General features: G+C 70.7%; 14 protein-coding genes. 7 read left to right on the top strand and 7 right to left on the bottom strand.

Translation table 11 applies throughout. The features are described from left to right. Nucleotides 1-29: 29 nt before the first annotated feature. Nucleotides 30-2,066, bottom strand: a complete 2,037-nt coding sequence (locus ACQPWU_RS21700; protein WP_433442763.1) for a spermidine synthase — start codon at nucleotides 2,064-2,066, stop codon at nucleotides 30-32. 185 nt (nucleotides 2,067-2,251) lie between these two features. Between ACQPWU_RS21700 and ACQPWU_RS21695 the strand changes: the two genes are divergently transcribed. Continuing rightward, a complete protein-coding gene (locus tag ACQPWU_RS21695) occupies nucleotides 2,252-3,610 on the top strand; it encodes a S8 family serine peptidase (RefSeq protein ID WP_433442761.1) in 1,359 nt (452 codons plus the stop codon). Between the two features lie 6 nt (nucleotides 3,611-3,616). On the opposite strand, the gene ACQPWU_RS21690 is transcribed toward ACQPWU_RS21695, so the two are convergent. Further along, nucleotides 3,617-4,342 (bottom strand): ABC transporter permease, encoded by a 726-nt coding sequence (locus tag ACQPWU_RS21690; RefSeq protein ID WP_433442759.1) that lies wholly within the window; start codon nucleotides 4,340-4,342, stop codon nucleotides 3,617-3,619. Beyond that, a complete protein-coding gene (locus ACQPWU_RS21685; protein ID WP_433442757.1) occupies nucleotides 4,342-5,082 on the bottom strand; it encodes an ABC transporter ATP-binding protein in 741 nt (246 codons plus the stop codon). Before ACQPWU_RS21685 ends, ACQPWU_RS21690 begins: the two co-directional genes overlap by 1 nt. A gap of 66 nt (nucleotides 5,083-5,148) precedes the next feature. On the opposite strand from ACQPWU_RS21685, the gene ACQPWU_RS21680 reads away from it, so the two are divergent. Then, complete coding sequence (locus tag ACQPWU_RS21680; protein ID WP_433442755.1) at nucleotides 5,149-5,841, top strand: TetR/AcrR family transcriptional regulator; 693 nt, start codon at nucleotides 5,149-5,151, stop codon at nucleotides 5,839-5,841. On the opposite strand, the gene ACQPWU_RS21675 is transcribed toward ACQPWU_RS21680, so the two are convergent. Next, on the bottom strand, nucleotides 5,770-6,078 hold the full coding sequence (locus ACQPWU_RS21675; RefSeq protein ID WP_433442753.1) for a DUF4190 domain-containing protein: 309 nt from the start codon (nucleotides 6,076-6,078) through the stop codon (nucleotides 5,770-5,772). The genes ACQPWU_RS21680 and ACQPWU_RS21675 overlap by 72 nt on opposite strands. Before the next feature lie 120 nt (nucleotides 6,079-6,198). On the opposite strand from ACQPWU_RS21675, the gene ACQPWU_RS21670 reads away from it, so the two are divergent. Beyond that, complete coding sequence (locus ACQPWU_RS21670; RefSeq protein WP_433442751.1) at nucleotides 6,199-6,990, top strand: ion transporter; 792 nt, start codon at nucleotides 6,199-6,201, stop codon at nucleotides 6,988-6,990. A gap of 10 nt (nucleotides 6,991-7,000) precedes the next feature. Here ACQPWU_RS21670 and ACQPWU_RS21665 read toward each other — a convergent pair whose 3' ends face one another. Continuing rightward, on the bottom strand, nucleotides 7,001-8,209 hold the full coding sequence (locus ACQPWU_RS21665; protein ID WP_433442749.1) for a low temperature requirement protein A: 1,209 nt from the start codon (nucleotides 8,207-8,209) through the stop codon (nucleotides 7,001-7,003). 2 nt (nucleotides 8,210-8,211) lie between these two features. Next, nucleotides 8,212-8,826 (bottom strand): 30S ribosomal protein S4, encoded by a 615-nt coding sequence (rpsD, locus tag ACQPWU_RS21660; RefSeq protein ID WP_433445263.1) that lies wholly within the window; start codon nucleotides 8,824-8,826, stop codon nucleotides 8,212-8,214. Between the two features lie 68 nt (nucleotides 8,827-8,894). On the opposite strand from rpsD, the gene ACQPWU_RS21655 reads away from it, so the two are divergent. Both ACQPWU_RS21655 and ACQPWU_RS21650 read left to right on the top strand, forming a co-directional pair. Next, nucleotides 8,895-9,596: a DUF2470 domain-containing protein gene (locus tag ACQPWU_RS21655; RefSeq protein ID WP_433442747.1), complete on the top strand. Its 702-nt coding sequence runs from the start codon at nucleotides 8,895-8,897 to the stop codon at nucleotides 9,594-9,596. Between the two features lie 69 nt (nucleotides 9,597-9,665). Beyond that, entirely contained in the window at nucleotides 9,666-10,259 is a 594-nt protein-coding gene (locus tag ACQPWU_RS21650) for a hypothetical protein (RefSeq protein ID WP_433442745.1), read from the top strand. Between the two features lie 178 nt (nucleotides 10,260-10,437). Here ACQPWU_RS21650 and ACQPWU_RS21645 read toward each other — a convergent pair whose 3' ends face one another. Beyond that, on the bottom strand, nucleotides 10,438-11,637 hold the full coding sequence (locus ACQPWU_RS21645) for an ROK family transcriptional regulator (protein ID WP_433442743.1): 1,200 nt from the start codon (nucleotides 11,635-11,637) through the stop codon (nucleotides 10,438-10,440). Nucleotides 11,638-11,788: 151 nt separating this feature from the next. Here ACQPWU_RS21645 and zwf point away from each other — a divergent pair, with 151 nt between their 5' ends. Both zwf and edd read left to right on the top strand, forming a co-directional pair. Next, nucleotides 11,789-13,255: a glucose-6-phosphate dehydrogenase gene (zwf, locus tag ACQPWU_RS21640; RefSeq protein WP_433445262.1), complete on the top strand. Its 1,467-nt coding sequence runs from the start codon at nucleotides 11,789-11,791 to the stop codon at nucleotides 13,253-13,255. A gap of 67 nt (nucleotides 13,256-13,322) precedes the next feature. Then, the gene (gene edd / locus ACQPWU_RS21635) at nucleotides 13,323-15,266 is read left to right on the top strand and encodes a phosphogluconate dehydratase (protein WP_433442741.1); all 1,944 of its coding nucleotides are present in this window, start codon (nucleotides 13,323-13,325) and stop codon (nucleotides 15,264-15,266) included. The last annotated feature ends 82 nt before the right edge of the window (nucleotides 15,267-15,348 follow it).

Below are 15,348 nucleotides of genomic sequence, written 5' to 3'. Positions count from 1 at the left end.
GTCGTGTCGAACTCCGGCCACCACCTCCGTCACACTGCCGCTGACTTCCTCGGCAGCAGCGCCATGGCGCCGAGGTAGAGCAGCGCGGCCACGATCAGCAGGCCCTTGTAGCCGATCACCAGCGCCGCGTACTCGAGGCACCCGCCCACCATGGCCCCCAGCAGGTTGGCCCCGAAGGACGTGGTCGCGTCCGCCGTGTCCGCGAAGCGCTTGGCGAAGACGACGTTCGCGGCGAAGATCGGCAGGAACGCCACCGTCACGGCCGCCACCGCGCGCAGCGGCAGCGGGAGCGACAGGAGCCACGCGTTCGGCACCAGCCAGGCCAGCAGCAGGCCGGCGAGCAGCACGCCGTACATGACCGGCAGGGGCGGGGTGCGGAAGCGGCGGGTGACCTCGACGGCGGCGAGGACCGCGACCAGGACGCCGGCGAAGACGATCGCGTTCACGACCCACGTGGTGCCGAACAGCAGCGCGAACCCGGTCACGCTCTTGGTCTCCAGTAGCATGAACCCCACGCCCAGCAGGAACAGGTCCGCGTACGGGCGCATCCGGTCGAAGGGCCCCGCGACGACGCGGACGGCGAAGAGGCTGACGATGAGGATCAGGCCGAGCGTGATGATGTAGATCGGCGGGATCGTGGCGTCCTTGAGGTAGAGGAACGGCCGGTCGTCGTTGGCGGGCTGCGGGGTGCCGGCGGCGGCGCCGGGCCACTCGGCCGCGCAGCGCTGGTCGGAGGCGGTCAGGCCGGCCGTGATCACGGCCTGCTGGCCCGCGGTGCTGACGACGTCCACGCACGGCTTGTGGCCGAAGGCGCTCTGCATCGTGGAGGCGAGGCGGTCGACGAGCCAGCTCTCGCGGTAGTAGTTGTACATCGAGAACGTGCCGCCCGGCTTGAGGTGGGCGCGGGCGGCCCGCATGGCCTCCTCGGTGAACAGGTAGCTCTCCAGGCGCAGCGAGGAGGCCCCTGAGACGAGGGTGAGCGAGTCGGGCAGGGCGAAGAGGATCAGGTCGTACTTGTCGCTCGTGCGCTCCAGGAAGGCGCGCCCGTCGGTGATGTGGGTGGTGACGCGCGGGTCGTCGTACGGCCGGTCGGGGTGGACCGAGCCGCCGAGCTCGCGCAGCTTGGGGTCGATCTCCACGGCGTCCACCCGGTTCGCGCCCTTGGTCAGCGCGATGGCCACGTCGGTGCCGCTGCCCGCGCCGACGATGAGCACGTCCTTGGGCGGTTTCGTGGTCCGCTCGTACGGCAGCCCGTACTGGGCCTCCCACTGCAGGCGGGCGACGGCGGGCACGGCCTGCTGGTGCGGGATGCCGTTGACGGCGATGTCGGTGACGAGCACGCCGAGCTGCGTGAGCTGCCTGGTCGTGACCTTGTAGTACGGCGACCAGATCGCCCCGGCGGTCAGCGTCTCGGCCAGCAGCAGCCCCACCACGGCCACCGAGGGCACGGTCACCAGCCCGATGTAGAGCGAGCGCGGCCGGGGCACGAGCAGCAGGCCGTAGCAGATGGCCACGATCAGCCCCCAGAACACCGGCGGCGCGCTCAGGAACGACAGCGCCGTGAACGCCGCGATCCCGCTGAGGCTGCCGATCAGGTCGTATCGGTACGCCTCCAGGCGCGGCAGCTCGGGGAAGCAGCGTCCGACGAGCTCGGCGGGCCCCATGAGCACCAGCGCGGCGGCGCCGAAGATCACCGGCAGGATCAGCCAGGCGGGCGGACCGGTGGTGGACAGGCTCGTCCAGTACAGGACGCCCTCGGTGTTCCTGTCGACCGTCACGGGGAACGTCAGGACGACGGCGACCAGGACGGCTAGCACGACGGGCGAGTAGTACGGCTGCCGCCGCGACCGCCCCACGCGCAGGAAACCCAGCCCGATGCCCAGAAACGAGCCGAGCAGCACAAAATTCGTGAAATAGCTGAGGTGGACGATGTTGGAACCGGTCCACCGGATCAGTGCCAGCTCGAGAAAGAGCATGAAGGCGCTGGCGAGGACGAGCCTCGGCCGCACCGCCAGCCAATGAGCTCTTTCCCCGTCCCCGACCGGCTTCTGCGCCTGGAGCGTCATGCTGCATCACCGTAGTGAAGAGAGCGAAAACAAGGAAGTCCGGCGCCCCGGAAGAAATGTCGTCCACTTCGCGCGAATTAAGGCATTTACGCAGGTCAAAACCCCTGGGAGTGGCTGGACGCCAAACCATTGGATGGATGAAAGTTGGGGAGTTCGTTTCCCTCCACATCCTTCGGTGGTGTCACATGCGGGTTCTGATTCAGCTCCGCCCCTCCCCTGATCTGGTCGCGGCCGTCGCCGACCCCGGCCAGACCGCCACGACGGCCGACGTCGCCGACGGCCTGCCCGGGGTTGAGCTCGACTCCGCCTTCGTTCCCGTGGCCGTCGCGCGGCCCGTCCCGGCGGCGGGCGGCGATCCGCTCTCGCTCAACCAGCCGCTCGGCTTCTCGCTGGCCGCCGAGGACGCCTCGGTGCTGGTACGCGGCACGATCTCGGACGACGAGCTGGCCTCCAGGATCACGATGCTGCCCGCCCTGAGGCCGGACGTGGTCGGGATCTTCGCCGACCCGGTCATCGAGTCCACGCAGACGTGCGGGGGCGATCCGCCGGTCGGCGACTGGCACGACGTGGAGCGGCTGCTGAACGTGCCGGCCCTGCACGCGGAGGGGCTCGACGGCACCGGGGTTGCGCTGGCCGTGCTCGACACCGGGATCAACGCGGCCCACACGGCCAGGCAGCTCGGCAGGGGCGTCACGCTGGACGCCGCGCGGTCCTGGAGCCCGCAGGGCGTGTCGGGCACGCCCGGCGAGTTCGAGGTCGATCACGGGACGATGTGCGCGTTCGACACGCTCATCGCCGCCCCGCAGGCGTCGCTGATCGACATCCCCGTGCTGCTGTCCACCCGGCCGGGCGGCACGGCGATGGACGGGCTGCTGTCGGACGCGGTGTCGGCGTTCGCGCACCTGCGTGACGTGCTCGCCGCCCAGCCCGCCGGCACCAGGGCGCTGGTCGTGAGCAACTCGTGGGGGTCGTTCTCCCCCGAGTGGGACTTCCCCGTCGGGCATCCCGGCAACTACTCCGACAACGCCGCCCATCCGTTCAACCTGATGGTGGCCGAGCTGGACGCGGCGGGGGCGGACGTGCTGTTCGCAGCGGGCAACTGCGGACTGCAGTGCCCCGACGGCCGGTGCGCCTTCCCCAACCGGCCCATCGCGGGCGCGAACTCCCACCCGAAGGTCCTGTCGATCGGCGGCGTCGACGTGAACGGCGAGCGGGTGGGCTACTCCTCGCAGGGGCCCGGCCGGCTGACCGCCCGCAAGCCCGACCTCTGCGCTTACACACACTTCTCCGGGTCCAAGGCGTTCGGCGACGGCACGCCCGACTCGGGCACCTCCGCGGCCACGCCGGTGGCCGCCGGGCTCGTCGCCGCCATACGCACCCGGTGGCCGGCCGCCGCCCTGTCGCCCGCCCAGCTGCGGGCGCTGCTGCGGCGCACCGCCGAGGACCGCAGCGAGGTGGGCTTCGACTACGACTACGGCTACGGCAACGTGGACCCGGCCGGGATCATCGCCGCGCTCGAGCGGCGGGTCAAGAGCGCGGCCTGACGCCCATCAGGCGTTCGCCCGGTTGAACACCCGAGTACCGACCGTGAGGCTGACCACGGCGAACACCAGGGTCACCGCCACACCCAGGCCCACGGTGCCCGTCAGGTAGCGCCCGTTGAACAGGTCGCGCAGCGCCTCCAGGACGTACCTGAACGGGCTGATGTGCGAGATGGCGTCGAGCCAGCCCGGCGCCATCGACATCGGCAGGAACGTCCCAGACAGCAGGACCAGCGGGATCACCGCGGTGGACATCACGGGCGCGAACAACTGCTCGTTGATCGTCAGCGCGACGGCGTACGACAGGGCGGCCAGGCTGACCCCCAGCACGATCACCAGCACGATCCCGGCGGCCAGTCCCGGCGCGGGGGCGCGCAGGCCGAAGGCGAAGGCGACGGCGAGGAGCAGCACCAACTGGATCACCAGCGTGAGCGTGTTGTTGAGCACGCGCCCGAGCAGCAGCGCCAGGCGGCTGGCGGGGGTGACCCGCACCCGCTCCAGCACGCCGGAGCGCTTCTCGAACACCACCCCGAATCCGGCCATGCCCGTGCTCATCAGCCCCAGCTGGATGATCAGGCCGGGGACGAGCGTCTCCCACGTGCCGAACGTGGTGAAAATGGGCCCGAACAGCACCAGGAAGAGCAGCGGCTGGATCGCGCCGACGACGATGCCGACCTTCTGCCGCAGCGTGACGCGCACGCCGTGGCGGAACAGCACCCAGGTGTCGCGCAGCATCAGACACCCGCCTCCTCGCGCAGCGACCTGCCGGTGATGTCGAGGAACACGTCGTCGAGCGTGCGCCCGCCGGTCTTGAGCTCGGCCGGGGCACCCTCGGCCACGATCCGGCCGTGGTCGATGATCAGTATCCGGTCGCAGAGCGCGTCGGCCTCGTCCAGGTAGTGGGTGGTGAGGAAGACCGTCATGCCCTTCTCCTCCCGCAGCGAGCGGATGTGCTCCCACAGGTTGGCCCGGCTCTGCGGGTCGAGCCCGGTCGTGGGCTCGTCGAGGAAGAGCAGGACGGGGGCGTGCAGCAGGGCGAACGCGATGTCGAAGCGGCGGCGCTGACCGCCCGAGAGCGCGGCGCCCGGCTTCGACTCCAGCCCCGTGAGCCCGAGTCGCTCCAGCGCCTCCCGCGTCCTGGCCTCCGCCTCCCGCCGGCTCAGCCCGTACAGCATGCCCTGGAGCTCGAGCTCGCCCTTCAGCGGCGTCGCGGGCGGGATCCCGCCGCCCTGGGAGACGTACCCGATGCGCCTGCGCACCTCCTTCGCGTCACCGAGCAGGTCGTGGCCCGCCACCGTGGCGGTGCCCGAGGTGGGGCGCAGCAGCGTGGTCAGCATGCGCATGGTCGTGGTCTTGCCGGCGCCGTTCGGGCCCAGGAAGCCGACGATCTCGCCGGGCTCGACCGAGATGTCGACGCCTCTGACGGCTTCCACGCCGCCGTCGAAGGTCTTGCTCAGACCTGAAGTCCTAATCATTTCATCGCCTCCAAAATTAGAGTAGCCATAATTTTGGAGTCGCTGCAACATCGGTACGATGAGAGCATGGAAGAGGGGCTGCGGGAGCGGAAGAAGCGCGAGACCAGGCAGCGCATCGCGGACATCGCGATGGGGCTGTTCATGGCGAAGGGGTTCGACAACGTGACCGTGGCCGAGGTCGCGCGGACCGCCGACGTGTCGGTCAACACGGTGTTCAACTACTTCAGCACCAAGGAGGACCTGTTCGCCGACAAGCAGGACGTGGCGGTCGAGCGGGCGCCCGGGGTGTTGCGCGAGCGCGAGCCCGGGGAGAGCGTGGTGCGGGCGTTCCGCCGCGACTTCTTCGACGCCATCGACACGCGCGACTGGCGTTACGGGCTCAACGCGGGCGCCGACGTGTTCGCCAGGGTTGTCAGCGACGCCCCCTCGCTGGTGGCCAAGCTACGCGAGCTCCACGAGCGGCGGGAGAACGCGCTGGCGCGGGCGCTGGCCGACGAGCTGGAGGCCGACGCGGACGACATCACGCCGCGGCTGGCCGCCACCCACATCCTCAACACGACGCGGATCCTCACGCACTACTCGACGCGCAGGCTGCTGGCGGGAGAGGACTGGGAGAGCATCGAGCCCGACCTCAGGGCTCAGGCGGAGAAGGCGTTCGACCTGCTGGAGTCGGGCATCGGCGGCCTGCTAGCGGGAAAGGGCACCGCTCAGCAGCGCGATCCCGAAGCCGAAGATGAGGAAGCCGAAGGTGAGGATTAGCATGACCGAGCTGACGATCCCGCAGATGCGCCCCGCCTGGACCATGCCGCGGTTTTCGTAGTAGTAGCCGCTCGCGTCGATCTCGCGCAGCACCCTGGTGCCCATCGACCAGGCGAAGGGGCCGATGAACGTGCAGACCACCAGGCTCAGGATGCCCAGCACGAGAATGGTGGTGCCCTGCGGATGGCTCTGCGGCGGCGGCCCGTAGTAGGAGGGGCCGTAGTCCGGATAGGACATGCTCGCTCCGCCCCCTCTCCGTCGTCGTCCAGGTGCGTTTTTATACCACAGTCTCCCGCTTGATCATGTTGCGCCATCATGGTGGAGCACCTGATCGATCCCCTCTAGGAGCCTGCCCCCGTGCGTGAACGCACCGCCGCCTTCCTCGCCCACCCCGCCTTCCAGCGGTTCATCGTCGGCGTCATCCTGCTCAACGCGGCCACGCTCGGCCTGGAGACCTTCCCGGCCGTCGTGGCCGGCCACGGTCACCTGCTCACCGCGGTCGACCACGTCGCGCTGTACATCTTCGCCGCCGAGCTGCTGGCCAAGGTCTATGTCGAGCGCTCGCGCTTCGTGCGCGACCCGTGGAACATCTTCGACACGTTGATCGTCGTCACCGCCTTCATCCCCCACTCGGGCGGTCTGTCGGTGCTGCGCTCGCTGCGCATCCTGCGTGCCCTGCGGCTGCTGTCGGTCGTGCCGAGCCTGCGCCGCGTGGTGTCGGCGCTGCTGCGCGCGATGCCGGGCATGAGCTCAATTGTGGTGCTGCTCGGCCTGGTGCTCTACGTCGCCGCCGTCATGGCCACCAAGCTCTACGGGGACACCGCGCCGCAGCGCTTCGGCAGCCTGCCGACGTCGCTGTTCACCCTTTATCAGACGATGACCGGCGACGACTGGGGCAACATCGCCAGGGAGGTGATGAGCGTGCACCCGTCGGCGTGGATCTTCTTCACCATCTTCATCCTGGTGTGCACGTTCGTGATCCTGAACCTCTTCATGGCCGTCGTGGTCAGCGCCATGGACGAGGAGAGCGCCGAGGAGCGCGCCGTCCTGGAGGACACCACCACCGCGCACACCCAGCGGATCCTGGAAGAGCTGGCCGAGCTCCGCAAGGAGGTCGCCCAGCTACGCCGGCAGGACGTCATGGACTGAGCCGCCAGGGCTACGCCGGCTGGACCGAGGCGACGCGCGGCCGGTAGGCGACCCGCCACAGGGTGACGAGCAGCAGCAGCGCGACCACGGCCCAGCCCGCGACCAGACCGGACACCCCGGCCACCGCCAGCGGCGCGACGACCGAGGGCAGCGCCCATCCCCAGATCCACCGGCGCTCGGCGCCCGCGGCCACGCCGAGCACGGTGGAGGCGGCGAAGTAGACGGCCAGGCCGGCGCCCAGCACCCAGCCGACGCCGCCGTGCGGGTGGGCGTCCGGGTGCGCGGCGATCGCGCCGAGCCCGGCCGCCGTCGCGGTGATGCCCACGGTCATCACAAAGTGCGCGGGCAGCGCCACATACGCCCGCAGCCCCCGCTCGGCCGCGCCCGGCACCGCGCTCACGCCGTACTGCAGGGTCAGCCACCACAGCGAGACGACCAGCCCGAATCCCGCGGCCGCCGCCAGGCCGAGCTCCGGACCCCAGGATTGCCCGGAGGCGGCCATCACGACCTGCATGACCGCCTCGCCGAGCACGATGATGACGAACAGGCCGAGCCGCTCTCCCAGGTGCGCGGGGTCGAGCACGGCGGCCTTGATCGCCTCGATCGGGCGCGGCGCCCGTCCGCTCAGCTGCGCCCGGCGCAGCTCACGCTCCTTCATCCGCTGGCCCTGCCGCCGCATCTCGCTGACCAGGCGCTCCGGCCTGCGGCTCTGCAGCACGGAGAAGATCATGTCGAGTACGACGCCGACGCCCCACAGCCAATACCGCGCCGGCCCCTGGACTCCGATGGAGGCGAACCACGGGATGAGGCCCGCGCCGAGCTGGGCCGCGGGCCAGGCCGTCATGATCATGCCGGAGCGCTGCAGGGTCTGCGAGGCGCCGACCCTGCAGGTGATGTACGCGGCGATGAACCACCCGTCGTGCGTGTCGCCCGTCGTGACCATCGTGTGGGCGACGTCGGGCGCGGCGGCGGCCATCACCGCGATGCCGAACATGCCGATCAGCATGCCGCGCGTGCGGGTGCGCTCGGCCTCCGCGTTCGAGTAGAGCGTCAGCGTCGTCCACACGCTCCACACGGCGTAGTAGAGCACCACGAACAGCCCGACGTCCGGCCACGTGGGGTGCGCCAGCCGGTGGGCGAGTTGCGCCACCGCCACGACGACGACCAGGTCGAAGAACAGCTCTAACCAGCTTGCATGGCGCTCTACCGCTTCGGTCACGGCTAACGAGAATAGAACTCCACGACGAGTTGCTCGTCCACAGGGATCACGATCTGCTCGCGTTCGGGCCGGTTAGTCAGCGTGACACGCAGGTCGGCGTGGTCCACGGAGAGGTAGGGCGCGATGCGCTCGTCGGCGTGCACGCCTTCCGCGGCCGCCACGAACGGCTGCATCCTGCGGGACCGCTCCCGGACCGTGATCACCTGTCCGGGCTTGACCAGGTAGCTGGGGATGTCCACCTTGCGGCCGTCCACGGCGATGTGCCCGTGGCTGATGTACTGCCTGGCCGCGTAGATCGACGGCGCGAACCCGGCGCGCAGCAGGAGCGAGGCCAGCCGGCTCTCCAGCAGCGTGACCAGCTCGGCGCCCGACGCGCCCGGCTTGCGCACGGCGAGGTCCCAGTAGCGGCGCAGCTGCCGCTCCGACACGTCGTAGTACCAGCGCAGCTTCTGCTTCTCCATCAGCCGCAGCCCGTAGTCGCCGGTGGTGCGGCGGTTGGTCTTGCGGCCGTGCTCGCCCGGCGGGTAGGGGCGCTGCTCGAAGTAGCGGACGGCTTTCCTGGTCAGCGGGACGCCCGCGCGACGCGACAGTCGCACCTTGGGGCCGGTGTAGCGCACGTTCACCTCGATGTGGTTAGGTAATCCTTACTTAGGTAAGCCTAACCTACTATCGGAATGGAGGGCCCATGCTGACGATCCCCGAGCGTGTCCGCACCCTCGCCGCGAGCGCGAGCGTCGCCAAGTTGTCCGTCGACGGCGCCCCCTCGCCCGCCCGCGGAGGCGTGGACGAGCGCGGCCGGCCCGTGCTGCTGGTGCTGCCCGGGGAGCCGCTGCACGGCCTGCGTGAGGACGCCGTCGTGGCGGTGAACTTGACCGCGATGCGCCAGCTGGGCTCGGTCACGCATCCGCGCGGGCTGATCGAGGTTCAGGGGTGGGCGGAGGCCGTACCGGCGAGTGAGGCGCGCGCGGCGGCGGTCGCGGTGGCCGCCCACAGTGCTGACGAGAGCCTGTTCGACGCGCTCGAGCAGTTCGGCGAGCGCGGCGCGCCGCGGCTGCTCCGGCTGGACGTGGGGCAGGTCGTCTACCTGACGGGACAGGAGTCGGGGCTGCTGGACGCCGACGACTACCTGGGCGCGGCGCCCGACCCGCTGACCGAGACGGCCGAGCAGGTGCTCGCGCACGTCAACTCCTCGCACCGGGCGCAGCTGACCGCCGGCGTGTCCAGGCAGCTCGGTGAGCAGGCCGGCGAGGTGTGGCTGTGGGAGCTGGACCGGTACGGGGCGACCGTGCGGGTGGACGAGTCGCTGGTGCGCTTCCCGTGGCCCACTCCCGCGCACTCCGGTCTGTGCTTGGAGACGGCGATGCGAGGGCTCCTCTGCACCTGTTGATGATCACAATTTTCCGTGATTTGTCCGGATCGCCCCTGACGTGCTCGCGGCCTCTCTAGCATTTGAGGGGTGAGCGAACCCGAGCGATCACCAGATTCCGCTGAACTCGCCGATTTCGCCAACGAGGGCGGGCGGCGAGAGCGGGCGCTGATGGTCGCGGGCGTCCTGCTCGGCACGATCATGCTCGCCACGGCGGGGATCCTGGTGGGCGGGAACGTCAGCACCAAGCAACTGAACGCGGTCGACTGGCCCGGCGCCCCCATCGGCTCCATCCCGGCCGCCGTCGAGTCCTACCCGGGCACACTGCGCCGATCTTCTTCCCTCCCATCCTCCCCGCCCTCTTCACTTCCTTCCTCGGGCCGTCCGTCCTCCGTGCTTCCGCCCTCTGCCGCGGCCCCGTTTGCTTCACGGCCCAGCCGGTCGGCCCGGCGCACCACACCTCCGGCTACCACGCCCTCCGCGCGCCCTGGGGTCTCCACGCGGCCCAGCCTCGTCGGGCCTGGTGAGCCCGCCGCTTCCCGCGCGCCCGCGCCCGTCGGGCCCTCCACGCCGGCGCAGACACAGACGCTCCTGTCCGTCCTGCCACCCACCACTGACGCCACCGCGCCGGAGCACACGCCTGCCGGCAAGACGCACAAGCCCAAGAAACCCAGAAAGCCCTGAACGCGTCGAACCGGCTCAGGGCCGCCACGGAATCGGCCAAGGATGCGCGTCGTCACGGCGAGCGACCCGTGAGCCTTCACGACCGGCCATGACAGAGGGCCACTGACGTCGGCGCGTGCGGCCCACTGTGCGAAGCCGTAACGGATGGACGGGTTGATCCGTTCAAAGCCGCAACGGGTTAGAGCGAGGGAACGCGGCGGAGGACCGAGAGCGTCATGGTCTCGTCCACGGCCTCCGGTGAGAGCACGTGGTCGAGCACCATCACCGCGCATCCGCTGATGCCCGCCCCGGCGCCCAGCCGGCTCGGCTCGATGTGCAGCCGCCGGGTGGCCAGGGCAGTGGAGCGGCGGTAGACGACCTCGCGGATGCTCGACACCAGCGGCCCGAACGCCTCGGCCACGTCGCCGCCCAGCACCACCACCGACGGGTTGAGGATGTTCACGGCGCCGGCGAGCACCTCGCCGATCCTGCGACCGGCCTCGCGCACGGTGGCCATGGTCTCGGCGTCGCCCGCCCGCACCAGCGCGGTCACGTCCGCGATGGTCTTGACCTCCTTGCCGCGCGCCCGCAGGTCGCGTAGCAGTGCGGTGCCGCTGGCCACGGAGTCGACGCAGCCCGTGTTGCCGCAGCGGCACAGCACGTCGCCGCCGTCCAGCACCGGGATGTGCCCGATCTCGCCCGCCGCCCCGAGCGCGCCGCGCAGGATGCCGCCGCCGGCGATCACGCCCGCGCCGATCCGCGTCGAGATCTTCACGAACATCAGGTCACCCAGCTCGGGGTAGACGCCCCGGTGCTCGCCGATGGCCAGCACGTTCACGTCGTTGTCCACGAGCACGGGAACGGGGAAGCGGTCGCGGATGATCGGCGGGATCACCACGCCGGTCCAGGACGCCATCACCCGGGCGCTCTCCGTGCGGCCGTGCGCGAACTCGACGGTGGCCGGCACGCCCATCCCGACACCCCTGATCATCGAGCGCGGCCGGTCGCCGAGCAGCTCGTCCCAGGTGTCCATGAGCAGCGGCAGCACGATGTCGGGACCTTCCTCCACGTCCATCGCGAACTCGCGCCCGTCCAGCTCCTGCCCGGCCAGGTCGCAGACCGCCACCCTGGTGCGGCTGGCGCCGAGCGCCGCCACCAGCACCACACCGCCCGCGGCGTTGAACTCCAGCCGGACCGGCGGCCGCCCGCCTGTGGAGGGGGCGTCGTCGCGCTCCACGACCAGGCCGCGTTCCAGCAGCTCACCGACGCGCAGTTGCACCGCGGGACGCGACAGGCCGGTCACCCGGCCGATGTCGGCCCGCGTCACGGCCTCACCGGTACGGATGAGGCGGAGCACCTCACCACTCGTGGCGAGGGTCGCGGCGGTACGTCGAGGCATCGGCTAAGTGAACCACACGGGGTTAGGTCATGAAAACTCCAGACTTTTTTATCTCAAATGCCAAAACTCCGCTTGTGTGCGACCCAAACTCTCGTTAGTGTCCGTTCTGTCCCCGCTTGGTAGATCATCAGGAGCCCTGACCGTGTCCCCCCTGTCGACAACCAGCCCCGCCCACACCGCCGACCTCGTCGTCTTCGGCGGGACCGGCGACCTGTCCATGCGCAAACTGATCCCGGCGCTCTATCACACCGACCGGGACGGGCGGCTCTCCCCGGAGACCCGTGTCATCGCCATGTCCAGGGGCGGCCTGACCGACGCCGACTTCCGCGGCAAGGTGGACGCCGAGGTACGCGACCAGGTCCCGGTGGACGACCCCGCGATGTGGCAGCGCTTCCTCGACCGCCTGCACCACGTGTCGGTGGACGTCGGCGGTGCGGACAAGTCCGGGTGGAGCGCGCTGACCAAGCTGCTGGCCGGGCACGAGCAGCGCGACCGGATCTTCTACCTGGCCAGCCCGCCCAGGACGTTCGGCCCCTTCTGCCGCGAGCTGGACGAGGCCGGGCTGGTGACGCCGCGCTCGCGCGTGGTGCTGGAGAAGCCGCTGGGCCAGGACCTGGCGAGCGCCCAGCGGATCAACGACGAGGTCGGCGCGATCTTCGACGAGCGCCAGATCTTCCGCATCGACCACTACCTGGGCAAGGAGACCGTCCAGAACCTGCTGGTCCTGCGCTTCGCCAACGCCTTCCTCGAGCCGATCTGGAACTCCCTGTGGATCGACCACGTCCAGATCACCGCCGCCGAGACCGTCGGCACGCCGGGCAGGCGCGGCTACTACGACCACGCGGGCGCGCTGCGCGACATGGTGCAGAACCACCTGCTCCAGCTCCTCACACTGACCGCGATGGAGCCGCCGGCCCGCAACGACCGCGAGGCCATCCGCGACGAGAAGGTCAAGGTGCTGCAGGCGCTGCGGCCGATCACGGGCACGGAGGTCGAGCGGTTCACCGTGCGCGGCCAGTACACCGAGGCGGACGGGATGCCGGGCTACCTGGACGAGCCCGCCTCCACGCCGCCGACGGACGCCTCGCGGCGGGTGGAGACGTTCACCGCGATCCGGGCCGAGGTCAAGAACTGGCGGTGGGCCGGCGTGCCGTTCTACCTGCGGACCGGGAAGCGCATGCCGTACCGGAGGTCGGAGATCGTGGTGCAGTTCAAGGACGTGCCGCACTCCATCTTCCCCGGCGGCAGCCCGAACCGCCTGGTGCTGCGGCTGCAGCCGGAAGAGGGCATCGAGCTGCACATCATGGCCAAGGAGCCGGGCGCGGGCGAGGTGACGCTGAAGCCGGTGCCGCTGTCGCTGAGCTTCGGCAAGACGTTCACGGCACGGGTGCCCGAGGCGTATGAGCGGCTGCTGACGGACGTGCTGGCCGGGAACCCGACGCTGTTCATGCGGCGCGACGAGGTGGAGGCGGCCTGGCGCTGGATCGACCCGATCCTGTCGGCCTGGGAGGCGTCCGATGACCTGCCGGAGCCGTACCCCGCCGGAACCACCGGCCCCACCGGAGCCCACGAACTGCTCGGCCGCAGCGGTCGCGCCTGGCACGAGGAGGAAGCGTGAACGAGCGCAGCGAGCGAACCATTAGACGCAGCAACCTCGGGTTCACGGACCCGACGAAGGAGGGGCCGTGAACCCGATTATTCAGGACGTCACTGACCGGATCGCCGAGCGGAGCGCCGCCAGCCGGGCCTCCTACCTGGAGCGCATCCGCCGCGACGGCGAGGCCGCCAAGGCCAAGGGTCCGGCCCGCGCCCACCTCGGGTGCGCGAACCTGGCGCACGGCTTCGCGAGCGCGCCCGCCGAGGACAAGCCCGTTCTGATGGGCGCGGCCAAGCCGGGCGTGGCGATCGTGACGAGCTACAACGACATGCTGTCGGCGCACCAGCCGTATGAGACGTACCCGCCGGAGCTGAAGGCGGCGGTGCGCAAGGCGGGCGGCGTGGCGCAGGTGGCGGGCGGCGTGCCCGCGATGTGCGACGGCATCACCCAGGGGCGGCCCGGCATGGAGCTGTCCCTCTACAGCCGTGACGTGATCGCCATGGCGACCGCGATCGCGCTGTCGCACGACATGTTCGACGCGACGCTGCTGCTGGGCGTGTGTGACAAGATCGTGCCCGGGCTGTTCATCGGGGCGCTGCACTTCGGGCACCTGCCCGCGATCTTCGTGCCGGCCGGGCCGATGACCTCGGGGCTGCCGAACAAGGTCAAGGCGCGTACCCGCCAGCTCTTCGCCGAGGGCAAGGTGGGGCGCGAGGAGCTGCTCGACGCCGAGGCGAAGTCGTACCACTCCCCCGGCACCTGCACCTTCTACGGCACCGCCAACTCCAACCAGGCGCTGATGGAGGTCATGGGCCTGCACCTGCCGGGCTCGACGTTCGTCAACCCGCACACCGAGCTGCGCCACGCGCTCACCCAGGCGGCCGGGCGCCGCGCGGTGGAGATCACCGCGCACGGCTCGGAGTACACGCCGATCGGCGAACTGGTCGACGAGAAGGCCATCGTGAACGCCTGCGTCGCCCTGCTGGCCACCGGCGGGTCCACGAACCACACGATCCACCTGGTGGCCATGGCCGCCGCCGCGGGGATCGTACTGACCTGGGATGACTTCGCCCGCCTGTCGCGGGTCGTGCCGTCGCTCACCAAGATCTACCCGAACGGCCAGGCGGACGTGAACCACTTCCGCGACGCCGGCGGCATGCAGGTGCTCATCGGCGACCTCCTCGACGAGGGCCTGCTGCACGCCGACGTCATGACCGTGGCCGGGCGCGGGCTCGACCGCTACCGCGAGGCTCCCGAGCTGGTTGACGGCGAGCCGGTGTGGTCGCCGGTCACCGGCGGAAGTTCGGACCTGGACGTGCTGCGCCCCGTCGCGGCGCCGTTCTCGCCGGACGGCGGCATCCACATGCTCTCCGGCAACCTGGGCCGGGCCGTGTCCAAGGTGTCCGCGGTCAAGCAGGAGCACCTGGTGATCGAGGCGCCTGCCAAGGTGTTCGACGACCAGCTGGACCTGCTGAAGGCGTTCGAGGCGGGCGAACTGGACGGGCAGGACTTCGTGGCGGTCATCCGCTACCAGGGGCCGAGCGCGAACGGCATGCCCGAGCTGCACAAGCTCACGCCGCCGCTGGCCGTGCTGCTGGACAGGGGCCAGCGGGTGGCCATCGTCACGGACGGGCGGATGTCCGGCGCGTCCGGCAAGGTCCCCGCGGCCATCCACCTGTCTCCTGAGGCCGCCGACGGCGGGCCGATCGCGCTCGTGCGCGACGGCGACGTGATCAGGCTCGACTCGGCCGCCGGGACGCTGGAGCTGCTGGTGCCCGCCGAGGAGCTGGCCCGGCGCACGCCCGAGGGCCGTCCGCTGAGCGACGCGCAGTGGGTGGGCACGGGCCGCGAGCTGTTCGCGGCGTTCCGCCGGATGGCGGGGCACGCCGAGCAGGGCGCCGGGATCTTCGGCCTGAGCGGCGCCGAGTCGCCCCACCACGGCCCGGGGCTGGGCTTCCCCTCCGAGGCCGGCGCGTCCCACCTGGAGACGGGCGCCCCAGTGGGCGCCCAGCACGCCGGACTGGCGCGGTGAGCGATCATCGTCCGGTACGCCGGGCGCCGGGACGGCGGCCGGCGGCTCACCACCCCCTCTGGGGCAGCGTGAGCGTTCGTGG

Origin of the sequence: Nonomuraea sp. CA-141351 (assembly GCF_050944675.1) — a bacterium.
Classification (GTDB): domain Bacteria; phylum Actinomycetota; class Actinomycetes; order Streptosporangiales; family Streptosporangiaceae; genus Nonomuraea.
This window is presented reverse-complemented; position numbering and strand designations above follow the sequence as displayed.